At 53.3% G+C, this 12,839-nt stretch carries 13 protein-coding genes, 1 pseudogene and 1 other annotated feature; of the genes and pseudogenes, 10 read left to right on the top strand and 4 right to left on the bottom strand.

The window, feature by feature from the left end; translation table 11 throughout:
- The first annotated feature begins 392 nt into the window (after positions 1–392).
- Positions 393–1,817: an exodeoxyribonuclease I gene (gene sbcB / locus OGY71_RS01400; RefSeq protein ID WP_003834187.1), complete on the top strand. Its 1,425-nt coding sequence runs from the start codon at positions 393–395 to the stop codon at positions 1,815–1,817.
- A gap of 57 nt (positions 1,818–1,874) precedes the next feature.
- Here sbcB and plaP read toward each other — a convergent pair whose 3' ends face one another.
- The 4 genes and pseudogenes from plaP to OGY71_RS01385 all read right to left on the bottom strand — a co-directional run bounded on the left by plaP (position 1,875) and on the right by OGY71_RS01385 (position 5,301).
- A complete protein-coding gene (gene plaP, locus OGY71_RS01395; protein WP_003834188.1) occupies positions 1,875–3,236 on the bottom strand; it encodes a putrescine/proton symporter PlaP in 1,362 nt (453 codons plus the stop codon).
- Positions 3,226–3,288 carry a membrane protein YoeI gene (yoeI, locus tag OGY71_RS23155; RefSeq protein ID WP_099045591.1) on the bottom strand — a complete coding sequence of 21 codons (63 nt, stop codon included), beginning with the start codon at positions 3,286–3,288 and terminating at the stop codon, positions 3,226–3,228. Before yoeI ends, plaP begins: the two co-directional genes overlap by 11 nt.
- 162 nt (positions 3,289–3,450) lie before the next feature.
- A pseudogene (locus OGY71_RS01390) lies at positions 3,451–4,435 on the bottom strand (LysR family transcriptional regulator).
- A gap of 41 nt (positions 4,436–4,476) precedes the next feature.
- Positions 4,477–5,301, bottom strand: coding sequence for an SDR family oxidoreductase (locus tag OGY71_RS01385; protein ID WP_003834190.1), 825 nt, complete (start codon positions 5,299–5,301; stop codon positions 4,477–4,479).
- 174 nt (positions 5,302–5,475) lie between these two features.
- Between OGY71_RS01385 and hisL the strand changes: the two genes are divergently transcribed.
- The 9 genes from hisL (at position 5,476) to hisIE (ending at position 12,827) form a co-directional block, all read left to right on the top strand.
- On the top strand, positions 5,476–5,523 hold the full coding sequence (gene hisL, locus OGY71_RS01380; RefSeq protein ID WP_100250077.1) for a his operon leader peptide: 48 nt from the start codon (positions 5,476–5,478) through the stop codon (positions 5,521–5,523).
- Positions 5,499–5,621, top strand: a sequence feature (His leader region). Its footprint overlaps the gene before it by 25 nt.
- Positions 5,622–5,665: 44 nt before the next feature.
- Positions 5,666–6,565, top strand: coding sequence for an ATP phosphoribosyltransferase (hisG, locus tag OGY71_RS01375; protein WP_003834191.1), 900 nt, complete (start codon positions 5,666–5,668; stop codon positions 6,563–6,565).
- A gap of 127 nt (positions 6,566–6,692) precedes the next feature.
- Positions 6,693–7,997, top strand: a complete 1,305-nt coding sequence (hisD, locus tag OGY71_RS01370) for a histidinol dehydrogenase (RefSeq protein ID WP_063940463.1) — start codon at positions 6,693–6,695, stop codon at positions 7,995–7,997.
- The gene (hisC, locus tag OGY71_RS01365) at positions 7,994–9,073 is read left to right on the top strand and encodes a histidinol-phosphate transaminase (RefSeq protein ID WP_003834193.1); all 1,080 of its coding nucleotides are present in this window, start codon (positions 7,994–7,996) and stop codon (positions 9,071–9,073) included. Before hisD ends, hisC begins: the two co-directional genes overlap by 4 nt.
- Positions 9,070–10,137, top strand: a complete 1,068-nt coding sequence (gene hisB, locus OGY71_RS01360) for a bifunctional histidinol-phosphatase/imidazoleglycerol-phosphate dehydratase HisB (RefSeq protein WP_003834194.1) — start codon at positions 9,070–9,072, stop codon at positions 10,135–10,137. Before hisC ends, hisB begins: the two co-directional genes overlap by 4 nt.
- Entirely contained in the window at positions 10,137–10,727 is a 591-nt protein-coding gene (hisH, locus tag OGY71_RS01355) for an imidazole glycerol phosphate synthase subunit HisH (protein WP_001103544.1), read from the top strand. Before hisB ends, hisH begins: the two co-directional genes overlap by 1 nt.
- Positions 10,727–11,464, top strand: coding sequence for a 1-(5-phosphoribosyl)-5-[(5-phosphoribosylamino)methylideneamino]imidazole-4-carboxamide isomerase (gene hisA / locus OGY71_RS01350; RefSeq protein WP_003834196.1), 738 nt, complete (start codon positions 10,727–10,729; stop codon positions 11,462–11,464). Before hisH ends, hisA begins: the two co-directional genes overlap by 1 nt.
- The gene (hisF, locus tag OGY71_RS01345) at positions 11,446–12,222 is read left to right on the top strand and encodes an imidazole glycerol phosphate synthase subunit HisF (RefSeq protein ID WP_003834199.1); all 777 of its coding nucleotides are present in this window, start codon (positions 11,446–11,448) and stop codon (positions 12,220–12,222) included. The genes hisA and hisF overlap by 19 nt, the downstream gene beginning before the upstream one ends.
- Positions 12,216–12,827, top strand: a complete 612-nt coding sequence (gene hisIE, locus OGY71_RS01340) for a bifunctional phosphoribosyl-AMP cyclohydrolase/phosphoribosyl-ATP diphosphatase HisIE (protein WP_003834201.1) — start codon at positions 12,216–12,218, stop codon at positions 12,825–12,827. Before hisF ends, hisIE begins: the two co-directional genes overlap by 7 nt.
- Positions 12,828–12,839: the final 12 nt, after the last annotated feature.

The raw sequence follows: 12,839 nt of genomic DNA, 5'->3' as shown, positions 1-12,839 counted from the left end.
CCTGTTATTAGATATATCCAATAATTATATGGCGTTTAGATTATTTATTTTTTACATCAATCACATTTCATTACAATGCATGACAGCGAATTGACATAAATAAAAACCCATTGTTTATAAAAGATTTTTAAAGTTTCCAGAACACAACAAAGAAGAGGAAAATAACAATAATGGTTATCAGTTAGATTATTTACAAACCCGCAACTTCAAGATATTTTATTTCCGTAATTTATTTTAACAGTGCGAAATTTATTAATTAATTCCATTAATGCCCTGTTTATCTCAATTTTATTGCGTGCACAATCCAGCTTCGATAATGCCATGGCTGATTATCTCGCTATTTTTTGGTATTCTTGAACCAGCGCTAAATTGATCCCGGACATAACTGAACAATGAATGACGGCAAGCAGCAACCTGGTTTTCTCTTCCACGACTACGAGACCTTTGGTACCCATCCGGCGCTGGACAGACCCGCGCAATTTGCGGCTATCCGCACAGATAATGATTTCAACATCATCGGTGAACCAGAAGTCTTTTATTGCAAACCCGCGGACGATTATCTGCCGCAGCCTGAGGCGGTGTTGATTACGGGTATCACACCGCAGGAAGCACGTGAAAAGGGAGAAAATGAAGCCGCTTTTGCTGCACGCATCCACGCCCTGTTCACCGTACCGAAAACCTGTATCCTGGGCTATAACAACGTGCGCTTCGATGATGAGGTGACGCGTAACATCCTGTATCGCAATTTCTACGATCCCTATGCATGGAGCTGGCAGAACGATAATTCGCGCTGGGATCTGCTGGATGTGATGCGCGCCTGCTATGCCCTGCGCCCTGAAGGCATTAACTGGCCGGAAAACGACGACGGCTTACCCAGCTTCCGCCTGGAGCATTTGACCAAAGCCAACGGTATTGAGCATACCAATGCTCACGATGCGATGGCGGACGTATACGCCACAATTGCAATGGCGCAATTAGTGAAGTCGCGCCAGCCGCGTCTGTTTGATTATCTCTACAGCCATCGTAATAAGCACAAGCTGGCCGCGTTGATTGATGTCCCGCAAATGAAGCCGCTGGTCCATGTCTCTGGTATGTTCGGCGCATGGCGCGGCAACACCAGCTGGGTAGCGCCATTGGCGTGGCATCCGGAGAATCGCAACGCGGTTATTATGGTCGACTTAGCCGGTGATATTTCGCCGCTGCTCGAACTCGACAGTGACGCCCTGCGCGAGAGGCTTTACACGTCTAAAGCGGATCTGGGTGATAACCCGGCCGTACCGGTTAAACTGGTGCACATCAACAAATGCCCGGTACTGGCACAGGCGAATACCCTGCGTCCGGAAGATGCCGACCGTCTTGGCATTAACCGCCAGCACTGTCTGGATAATCTCAAAGTTCTGCGCGAAAATCCGCACATACGCGACAAAGTGGTTGCGATCTTTGCAGATGCAGAACCCTTTACACCATCAGATAACGTAGATGCCCAACTTTATAACGGCTTTTTCAGCGATGCTGACCGTGCGGCGATGAAAATCGTTCTGGAAACCGAACCACGCAATTTACCGGCGCTGGATATCTCCTTTGTCGATAAGCGCATTGAAAAACTGTTGTTTAATTACCGTGCACGTAACTTCCCGGGAACGCTGGACGAAGCAGAACAGCAACGCTGGCTGGACCATCGCCGCCAGGTATTCACACCGGAGTTTTTGCAAAATTACGCCAATGAACTGCAGTTATTGAGCCAGCAGTATGCGGATAACAAAGAAAAGTTGATGCTGCTGAAATCACTCTGGCAGTATGCCGAAGAGATTGTATAAGTCCCACGCATAAAAAAACGGAGAACATGTCTCCGTTTTTTTAGTTAAATGCCGTTATTACGCGACATCTTCATCGTACTGCGGCACCGGGTTGCGGAAGCTTTTGGTCACACAAGCCAGGTAAATCAGACCAATACCGGCCCAGATCAGACCCAGAACCATTGAGCTCTCTTCCAGGTTAACCCACAGCGCACCAACTGTCAGCGCACCGCACATCGGCAGAAACAGATACTGGAAGTGGTCTTTCAGCGTCTTGTTACGCTTCTCACGGATCCAGAACTGGGAGATCACCGACAGGTTAACGAAGGTAAACGCCACCAGCGCACCAAAGTTAATCAGCGCCGTCGCCATCACCAGGTCGAAGTTGATTGCCAGCAGAGCAATCGCACCAACCAGAATGATGTTCATAGACGGAGTACGCCATTTCGGGTGTACATAACCGAAGAAACTTTTCGGGAACACGCCGTCACGCCCCATCACGTACATTAAACGCGCTACGCCAGCATGCGCCGCCATACCGGACGCCAGTACGGTAATGGTAGAGAAAATCAGCGCGCCAACCTGGAAGAACTTACCGGCGACGTACAGCATGATTTCCGGCTGTGAAGCGTCTGGATCTTTGAAGCGCGAGATATCCGGGAAGTACAGCTGCAACAGATAGGTGGAGACGATAAAGATCAGGCCACCAATCAGTGCAGTCAGGAAAATCGCACGCGGGATCACACGCTCAGCGTCTTTGGTTTCTTCTGACAGGTTGCTGATACCGTCAAAACCGGTGAACGAGAAGCACAGGATGGTCGCGCCCGTGATCATCGGGATCACGTGTGCATCACCTGACCAGAACGGACGGCTGCTCGCCAGCGTACCGGCACCTTCCCCTTCGAACACGCCATAAACGACCATGCCGAGGATCACTGCAATCAGCACCACCTGCAACAACACGATTACGGTGTTGAAATTCGCAACGGATTTAAGGCTGCGCAGGTTAAAGGCGGTCATAAAGGCCACCAGCGCCACCACGAATATCCATGACGGTATCGACGGCACCAGGGCTTCAAAATAAATTTTTGCCAACAGAATGTTGATCATCGGTGCGAACAGGTAGTCCAGCAGTGATGACCAACCCACCATAAAGCCAACGGTCGGGCTAATGGATTTCTGGGCGTAAGTGTAGGCAGAGCCTGCAGACGGATAGCGACGCACCAGTTTACCGTAGCTCAGTGCGGTAAAGAGGATGGCGATCAGTGCAAAGGCGTAAGCTGTCGGGACGTGACCATCGGTCATTCCTGATACGATACCGAATGTATCGAACAGCGTCATCGGCTGCATATAGGCAAGGCCCATCATGACAACCGGAACCAGCGTAAGCGTTTTACGTAATTCCACGCGAGAGGTGTTTGGAGTAGCGTTATGCGACATGGTTATCCCCCATTACGGCGAAAACCGTCGCGTAAGCAAAAAATTGCCCCATTTTTTGTTAATCCTCAGCGACAACAACTGTCGATTTTTAAGTAAGTATCTATCCGGTACGAAGCCCGGCCTCTTTTATGAATGATTGGTTTGATGCAAAAAAATAACCGACGCGTATTAAAACGTCGGTTAATGTCATTTTTTGCAAGCGGCGTATTTTGCACTAAATTGGGGAGAAATAACAAGAGATTGAAGTAGCCACAAAAGAATATTTTTTCTTAACTGATTGATTTATCAGCAGCCGTTTTCACATACACCCCTGCAATAGCACTATTTGCTAAAATTTCATCCCGCCACCAGGCACTGGCCAACCCGGCGGTCTGTTCATTCCAGCCTATCCACACGGGTTCAAAGACAATTTGTGCGACCACTTTTTTCTCAATCAGTGCGCCGCTCTCCAGAAATCGCTGCGCCAGGTAGCGCGGAATATAACCACATCCCAGACCGCTGATTTGCAATTCCAGCTTGGTTTTGAAGTCAAAAACGGTAATAGCTTCCTGATCGTCAAGCACCTGGGAACCTGAGACGTTGGCATGCTGCGCATTGTCGCCCACCACAATGGCGCGAAAACGGCGAATGGTACGACGATTTAACGGTTCCTGTTCCTGCGCCAGCGGGTGATGCGGCGCAACCACAAACACCTGTTCCAAAACTCCCAACCGTGCAAAACCAAATTCGCTCGCTGCAGGGGGTTCATGCATGGCGCCAACGATAATATCCGCCCGGCCCTGAATGAGGGCATCCCAGGAGCCGCCCAGCACGCCATTGATAAATTTCAGGCGCGTCACGCTGTGGTGTTGATAGAAAGATTCGATGAGTGGGGCCAGCAGTGAAAAGGGAAACGTATCATCTACGCCAATAACCAGTTCATTCTCCCAGCCTTCGTGAAGTTTAATCGCCTGTTTTTCGAGTTCACGGACGGTGTGCAGCACCTCCCGCCCCTTTTCCAGCAGCATCTGTCCGGTGCGGGTGAACTTAGCCCGGTGTCCGCTGCGATCGAGTAGCTGAATATTAAGATCGCTTTCCAGCTTATGGACCGTGTAGCTAAGTGCAGACGGCGTCTTAAACAATTTTGCCGACGCCGCCGCGAAACTGCCCTCTTTTTCTAATGCATCGAGGATGATAAGAACGTCCAGCAGTGGTTTCATACTCGCCCCCTGGCGGTATACAGCGGCACTCTGCTGGATTGTCACTCCATTGGCATCACCAGCGGGTCGGGATACTGGTACTCAAACCCAAGCTCATTACAAATACGGTTGCCATCAATGACTTTACCTTTACCGTTATCCGTACCGCCGCGAAATTCCGGCGGCTCCATCCCCAACTGGCGGGCCATCTGCGGATAGAACACGTTACGCGCCGGATGCATAGGCGCACATATATTATAGATGTGTCCCCCTTTAGGCGCTTGCAGCAGTAACGTGATGGCAGAAACTACATCGTCCAGATGCACCAGATTGACGCCATGATGTCCGTCAGGTGCCGTCTTGCCAGCGAAGAAGCGACCAGGATGTCTTCCCGGACCGACCAACCCGGCCAGACGCAAAATATCCACCGACGTACCTGGCAAATTGTGCAACCAGTCTTCAAGTTCTTTCAGGACACGACCGCTCGCCGTGACCGGATTACGCGCCGTTCCCTCTTTCACTGTTCCTTGAACGTCACCATAGACTGACGTCGAACTGGTAAAAATAATTCGAGGGATGCGGTACGCCAGCGCACTGTCCACCAGTTCCTGCATTGCCTGCAGGTAAAATGCCTCCCCGGGACCGCTACGGCGTGCAGGCAGCGTAATGACCAGCGCATCGGCGTCCATCAGTGCATCGAGATCGTCAGCCTCACAGACCAGTTCAGGTTCCAGGCGCAGCGAGTAACTCTCGATACCGCTCATGCGGGCCGCTTCCACCCCATCCAATGTGGTTTTGCTGCCGGTAACCTGCCAGCCTCTCGCCGCCAGCGACATGGCTAACGGCATGCCTAACCAACCTAACCCGACAATTGCGACCTTTTTCATGCCTTCTCTCCTGACTTTTGGCCTATAACGCAAGGCTACGCCAGCCCACGGTGGCTGACAATTCATAGTATCAATATGAAATGAATTAATGATCAAAAAAAGCCCTTGCTTTCCGTAGCTAAAGTGGTTTAGGTTAAAAGACATCAAATGAATAAACATTCATCGAGAAAATTTATGACACGCGCTCAATTCAAACACCATCATCACCATCATCCTGACTAGTCTTTCAGGCGATGTGTGCTGGGAGACATTTAAATCTTCCAGCGGTGCATGAGCGTATGAGAAAGCCCCCGGAAGATTTCTTCCGGGGGCTTTTTTTGTGCGTGACCCAAACTGATTCAGACAGGATAACGAGGAATAAAGAATGTTAGACAACACCCGTTTACGCATAGCTATGCAGAAATCAGGCCGCTTAAGCGATGATTCACGCGAATTACTGGCCCGTTGCGGCATTAAAATTAATCTTCACACCCAGCGCCTGATTGCGATGGCGGAGAACATGCCGATCGATATTCTGCGCGTGCGTGATGACGATATCCCAGGTCTGGTGATGGACGGCGTCGTTGACCTCGGCATCATCGGGGAAAATGTTCTGGAAGAGGAACTGCTCAACCGCCGGGCCCAGGGTGAAGACCCTCGCTATTTTACCCTGCGCCGTCTGGACTTCGGCGGCTGCCGTCTTTCGCTGGCAACCCCGGTTGATGAAGCCTGGGATGGCCCGGCAGCGCTGAACGGTAAACGTATCGCGACCTCTTACCCACACCTGCTCAAACGTTATCTCGATCAGAAAGGAGTTTCGTTTAAATCTTGTCTGTTAAACGGCTCAGTAGAAGTCGCTCCCCGTGCGGGTCTGGCTGATGCGATTTGCGATCTGGTGTCCACCGGCGCAACGCTTGAAGCCAACGGTCTGCGCGAAGTAGAAGTGATCTACCGCTCTAAAGCCTGTCTGATTCAGCGCGACGGCGAAATGGCCGAAGCCAAGCAACAACTGATCGACAAACTGCTGACCCGTATCCAGGGGGTTATTCAGGCCCGTGAATCCAAATACATCATGATGCACGCGCCGAGCGAGCGTCTGGACGAGGTCATCGCCCTGCTGCCCGGCGCAGAGCGCCCTACCATTCTGCCGCTGGCAGGCGACCAGCAGCGCGTTGCCATGCACATGGTCAGCAGCGAAACCCTGTTCTGGGAAACAATGGAAAAACTGAAAGCGCTCGGTGCCAGCTCAATTCTGGTGTTGCCGATTGAGAAGATGATGGAGTGATCTGTTGCCTGATAGCGCTTCGCTTATCAGGCCTACAAGAATTGTCACAATTATTGATATTACGGGTCTTGTAGGCCGGATAAGGCAGCGCCGCCATCCGGCAACACCCGATGATGGAGTAACGACCATGAGCTTCAATACCCCGATTGACTGGAATAGCTGTAGCCCTGAGCAGCAGCGCGAACTGCTGATGCGCCCGGCAATTTCCGCCTCTGAAAGCATCAGCCGTACGGTGGCCGAGATCCTTGAGAACGTCAAAAATAACGGCGACCGGGCGCTGCGTGAATACAGCGCAAAGTTCGATAAAACCGAGGTTGGCGCGCTGCGCGTGACCGAGGAAGAAATCCAGCAAGCCAGCAGTCGCCTGAGCAACGAGCTAAAACAAGCGATGCAGGCGGCGGTGAGAAATATTGATACTTTCCACACCGCGCAGATCCTGCCGCCGGTGGATATCGAAACCCAGCCGGGCGTGCGTTGCCAGCAGGTTACCCGCCCTATCGCTTCCGTGGGCCTGTATATTCCTGGAGGTTCAGCGCCGCTGTTCTCTACCGTATTAATGCTGGCGACCCCGGCGCGCATCGCCGGCTGCAAAAAAGTGGTGCTGTGCTCACCGCCGCCGATTGCCGATGAAATCCTCTACGCCGCGCAGCTGTGTGGCGTAAAAGAGGTGTTTAATGTGGGCGGCGCGCAGGCCATTGCCGCGCTGGCGCTGGGCACCGAATCTATTCCTAAGGTCGATAAAATCTTCGGGCCAGGCAATGCATATGTGACCGAAGCCAAACGCCAGGTCAGCCAGCGTCTTGACGGCGCGGCCATCGACATGCCTGCTGGCCCGTCCGAGGTGCTGGTTATCGCCGATAGCGGCGCGACGCCGGACTTTGTTGCCTCTGACCTGCTTTCTCAGGCAGAACACGGTCCCGACTCGCAGGTTATTCTCCTGACGCCAGACGCTACGCTTGCCGAAGGCGTTGCCAAAGCCGTTGAACGCCAGCTCGCTGAGCTTTCCCGCGCTGAGACCGCCCGTCAGGCACTCTCCGCCAGCCGCTTAATCGTGGCGAAAGATCTGGCGCAGTGCGTTGAAATATCTAACGCCTACGGTCCGGAACACCTGATTATTCAGACCCGCAACGCGCGTGAACTGGTTGATGAGATCACCAGCGCCGGTTCGGTGTTCCTCGGCGACTGGTCGCCAGAATCCGCAGGCGACTATGCTTCTGGCACCAACCACGTTCTTCCGACCTACGGCTATACCGCGACCTGCTCAAGCCTTGGGCTGGCTGATTTCCAGAAACGGATGACCGTACAGGAATTAACCCCACAAGGTTTCTCTGCCCTGGCCTCAACCATTGAAACACTGGCCGCTGCTGAACGACTGACTGCCCACAAAAATGCCGTCACCCTGCGCGTTAACGCCCTGAAGGAGCAAGCATGAGCACTGACAACTTTCTCAGCGTCACTGATTTAGCCCGTAAGAATGTTCGCGAATTAACGCCCTATCAGTCTGCCCGTCGTCTCGGTGGTAACGGCGATGTCTGGCTCAACGCGAATGAATACCCCACTGCCGTGGAGTTCCAGCTCAGTCAGCAGACGCTGAACCGCTACCCGGAGTGTCAGCCGAAAGCGGTGATTGAGAATTACGCGCAGTATGCTGGCGTCAAACCGGAGCAGGTGCTGGTCAGCCGCGGCGCAGATGAAGGGATCGAACTGCTGGTACGCGCGTTTTGTGAACCCGGTAAAGATGCCATTCTCTACTGCCCGCCGACTTACGGCATGTACAGCGTCAGTGCCGAAACGATTGGCGTTGAGTGCCGCACCGTTCCGACCCTTGAGAACTGGCAACTGGATTTGCAAGGCATCGCGGACAAGCTTGGTGGCGTGAAGGTAGTCTACGTTTGCAGCCCGAACAACCCAACCGGTCAGCTGATAAACCCGCAGGATCTGCGTTCACTGCTCGAAATGACGCAGGGTAAAGCTATTGTGGTCGCTGATGAGGCCTATATTGAGTTTTGCCCGCAGGCCACGCTGGCAGGCTGGCTGTCTGAGTATCCGCATCTGGTGATATTACGCACGTTGTCCAAAGCGTTTGCGCTCGCCGGTTTACGCTGCGGGTTTACGCTGGCGAACGAAGAGGTTATCAATCTGCTGTTAAAAGTGATTGCCCCTTACCCGCTCTCTACGCCGGTGGCAGATATCGCCGCCCAGGCGCTGACGCCGCAAGGGATTTCCGCCATGCGTAAACGCGTAGAGCAGATCCTGGAAGAGCGTCAGTATCTGGTAGATAACCTGAAAACAATTCGCTGTGTAGAGCAGGTATTCGATTCTGAAACCAACTATGTTCTGGCGCGCTTCACCGCATCAAGTAGCGTATTTAAATCTTTGTGGGATCAGGGCATTATCTTACGAGATCAGAATAAACAACCTTCGTTAAGCGGCTGCCTGCGAATTACTGTCGGAACCCGTGAAGAGAGCCAGCGCGTCATTGACGCCTTACGTGCGGAGCAAGTATGAGCCAGAAGTATCTTTTTATTGACCGTGATGGAACCCTGATTTCCGAACCGCCAAGTGACTTTCAGGTCGATCGCTTTGACAAACTCGCCTTCGAGCCGGAAGTTGTTCCCGTTTTGCTGAAACTGCAAAAAGCAGGTTTTAAGCTGGTTATGATTACTAACCAGGATGGACTCGGAACCCAGAGTTTCCCACAGACTGATTTTGACGGTCCGCATAACCTGATGATGCAAATTTTCACCTCTCAGGGCGTGACGTTTGATGAAGTATTGATCTGCCCGCACCTGCCAGCGGACGAGTGTGATTGCCGTAAGCCAAAAGTGAAGCTGGTTGAACAGTATCTGGTTGAACAGGCCATGGATATGGCGAACAGCTACGTCATTGGCGATCGGGTGACCGATATTCAGCTCGCTGAAAACATGGGCATTAGCGGATTGCGTTACCATCGCGACACCCTAAACTGGGCGATGATCGGCGAGCAGTTGACCAAACGTGACCGCTACGCACACGTTGAGCGTAATACAAAAGAAACGCAGATTGACGTCAAAGTCTGGCTGGACCGCGAAGGCCGCAGCAAAATCAATACTGGCGTTGGCTTCTTTGACCACATGCTGGATCAAATCGCCACCCACGGCGGTTTTCGCATGGAGATTGCCGTCAAGGGCGATCTGTATATAGACGATCACCACACCGTTGAAGATACCGGTCTGGCGCTGGGCGAAGCCTTAAAGCTGGCGTTAGGCGATAAACGCGGCATCAACCGTTTTGGTTTTGTACTGCCGATGGATGAGTGCCTGGCACGTTGCGCGCTGGATATCTCCGGCCGCCCACACCTGGAGTACCGCGCGGAGTTTACCTACCAGCGCGTTGGCGATCTGAGCACGGAGATGATCGAACACTTCTTCCGTTCACTCTCCTACACCATGGGCGTCACCCTACACCTGAAAACCAAAGGCAAAAATGACCACCACCGCGTGGAAAGCCTGTTTAAAGCCTTTGGCCGTACGCTGCGTCAGGCGATTCGTGTAGAAGGCGACACGCTGCCCTCTTCAAAAGGAGTGCTGTGATGAACGTGGTGATTCTGGACACCGGCTGCGCCAACCTGCACTCGGTAAAATCTGCCGTCGCACGCCATGGATATGATCCCGTTGTCAGCCGTGACCCGGACGTGGTGCTGCGCGCCGATAAACTGTTTCTGCCGGGCGTCGGCACCGCGCAGGCGGCTATGGACCAGTTGCACGAGCGCGAACTGATTGAACTGATTAAAGCCTGTACGCAACCGGTACTGGGGATCTGTTTAGGTATGCAACTGCTGGGCCGTCGCAGCGAAGAGAGTAACGGTGTCTCACTACTGGGCATTATTGAGCAGGACGTCCCGAAGATGACCGATTTCGGTCTGCCGCTGCCGCATATGGGCTGGAATCGCGTCTATCCGCAGGCGGGGAACCGTCTGTTCCAGGGCATTGAAGATGGCGCGTATTTCTACTTTGTACACAGCTACGCTATGCCGGTAAACCCGTGGACCATCGCCCAGTGCAATTACGGCGAACCGTTTACCGCGGCAGTACAAAAGGACAATTTCTTTGGCGTACAGTTTCACCCGGAACGTTCGGGCGCGGCTGGGGCACAGTTGCTGAAAAACTTTCTGGAGATGTAATGATTATTCCGGCATTAGATTTAATCGACGGCACGGTGGTGCGTCTTCATCAGGGCGATTACGCTAAGCAACGTGATTACGGCAACGATCCTCTCCCCCGTTTGCAGGATTATGCAGCCCAGGGTGCTGAAGTGCTGCACCTGGTTGATTTAACCGGCGCGAAAGACCCGGCACAGCGCCAGATCCCGCTGATCAAAACGCTGGTCGCTGGCGTCAACGTTCCGGTTCAGGTTGGCGGCGGCGTGCGTACAGAAGCAGACGTGGCGGCGCTTCTTGACGCAGGTGTGGCGCGCGTGGTGGTGGGTTCGACGGCGGTAAAATCCCCCGAGATAGTCAAGAGCTGGTTTGCCCGTTTTGGTGCCGACGCGCTGGTACTGGCGCTGGACGTTCGTATTGACGAGCACGGTAATAAACAGGTTGCGGTCAGTGGCTGGCAGGAAGATTCCGGGGTTTCACTGGAAGAACTGGTTGAGACCTATTTACCCGTCGGCCTGAAGCACGTGCTGTGCACCGATATCTCCCGCGACGGCACGCTGGCCGGCTCAAACGTCGCGCTGTATGAAGAAGTGTGCGCCAAATACCCGCAGGTGGCATTTCAGTCATCTGGCGGCATTGGCGGAATCGGGGACGTAGCGGCCCTGCGCGGGACCGGAGTTCGCGGCGTGATCGTCGGACGCGCCCTGCTGGAAGGAAAGTTCACCGTTGAGGAGGCCATTCAATGCTGGCAAAACGCATAATTCCTTGTCTGGACGTCCGTGACGGGCAGGTGGTAAAAGGCATCCAGTTCCGCAATCACGAGATTATTGGTGACATCGTCCCGCTGGCAAAACGCTATGCCGATGAAGGCGCAGATGAACTGGTGTTCTATGATATCACCGCTTCCAGCGATGGCCGCGTAGTGGATAAAAGCTGGGTATCACGCGTGGCGGAAGTGATCGATATTCCGTTCTGCGTAGCTGGCGGCATTAAATCCATCGACGATGCGGCGCGCATTCTCTCCTTCGGGGCGGACAAAATCTCCATCAACTCCCCGGCGCTGGCCGAACCGGAGCTTATCACCCGTCTGGCGGACCGCTTCGGCGTGCAGTGCATCGTGGTGGGCATTGATACCTGGTATGACGCCGACACCGGTAAATATCATGTAAATCAGTATACCGGAGATGAAAGCCGTACCCGCGTCACGCAGTGGGAAACACTGGACTGGGTGCAGGAGGTCCAAAAACGCGGCGCGGGCGAAATCGTCCTGAACATGATGAACCAGGACGGCGTACGTAACGGTTATGACCTGGAACAACTGAAAAAAGTACGTGACGTTTGCCACGTCCCGCTGATTGCCTCCGGTGGCGCGGGCACCATGGAACACTTTCTCGAAGCCTTCCGGGATGCCGACGTTGACGGCGCGCTTGCCGCCTCCGTCTTCCACAAACAAATTATCAATATTGGCGAATTAAAAGCGTACCTGGCAACACAGGGCGTGGAGATCAGGATATGTTAACGAAGCAACAATGCCGCGAGCTGGACTGGGAAAAAACCGACGGACTGATGCCAGTCATCGTGCAGCATGCGGTTTCCGGTGAAGTATTGATGCTGGGTTATATGAACCCGGAGGCGCTGGATAAAACGCTCGAAAGCGGCAAAGTAACCTTTTTCTCGCGGACCAAGCAGCGTCTGTGGACCAAAGGAGAGACCTCCGGTCACTTCCTGAACGTGGTGAGCATTGCGCCTGACTGCGACAACGACACCTTGCTGGTGCTGGTTAACCCGATTGGCCCGACCTGCCATAAAGGCACTTCAAGCTGCTTTGGTGACGCCAGCCACCAGTGGCTGTTCCTGTATCAGCTGGAGCAACTGCTGGCCGAACGTAAAACCGCTGACCCAGCCAGCTCCTACACCGCGAAACTGTATGCCAGCGGCACCAAACGCATCGCACAGAAAGTGGGTGAAGAAGGCGTAGAAACCGCGCTGGCCGCGACGGTGAACGACCGTTTTGAGCTGACAAATGAAGCTTCTGATCTCATGTATCACCTGCTGGTGCTGCTGCAGGACCAGGATCTCAATCTGACGACAGTGATTGAGAATTTACGTAAGCGTCATCAGTAAGTTGCGGATATG

The organism is Citrobacter sp. Cpo109, from assembly GCF_030332565.1.
Taxonomy (GTDB): Bacteria; Pseudomonadota; Gammaproteobacteria; order Enterobacterales; family Enterobacteriaceae; genus Citrobacter; species Citrobacter portucalensis.
The sequence above is the reverse complement of the archived record's forward strand: the minus strand, read 5'-3'. Positions and strand labels throughout refer to the sequence as shown.

Coding starts and splice junctions, on each gene's coding strand:
- OGY71_RS01385 (WP_003834190.1), bottom strand. CDS start 5,301: ATGAAAAAGGTCGCAATTGTCGGGTTAGGTTGGTTAGGCATGCCGTTA.
- hisH (WP_001103544.1), top strand. CDS start 10,137: ATGAACGTGGTGATTCTGGACACCGGCTGCGCCAACCTGCACTCGGTA.
- hisG (WP_003834191.1), top strand. CDS start 5,666: ATGTTAGACAACACCCGTTTACGCATAGCTATGCAGAAATCAGGCCGC.
- plaP (WP_003834188.1), bottom strand. CDS start 3,236: ATGTCGCATAACGCTACTCCAAACACCTCTCGCGTGGAATTACGTAAA.
- hisB (WP_003834194.1), top strand. CDS start 9,070: ATGAGCCAGAAGTATCTTTTTATTGACCGTGATGGAACCCTGATTTCC.
- hisIE (WP_003834201.1), top strand. CDS start 12,216: ATGTTAACGAAGCAACAATGCCGCGAGCTGGACTGGGAAAAAACCGAC.
- sbcB (WP_003834187.1), top strand. CDS start 393: ATGAATGACGGCAAGCAGCAACCTGGTTTTCTCTTCCACGACTACGAG.
- hisA (WP_003834196.1), top strand. CDS start 10,727: ATGATTATTCCGGCATTAGATTTAATCGACGGCACGGTGGTGCGTCTT.
- hisD (WP_063940463.1), top strand. CDS start 6,693: ATGAGCTTCAATACCCCGATTGACTGGAATAGCTGTAGCCCTGAGCAG.
- hisF (WP_003834199.1), top strand. CDS start 11,446: ATGCTGGCAAAACGCATAATTCCTTGTCTGGACGTCCGTGACGGGCAG.
- hisC (WP_003834193.1), top strand. CDS start 7,994: ATGAGCACTGACAACTTTCTCAGCGTCACTGATTTAGCCCGTAAGAAT.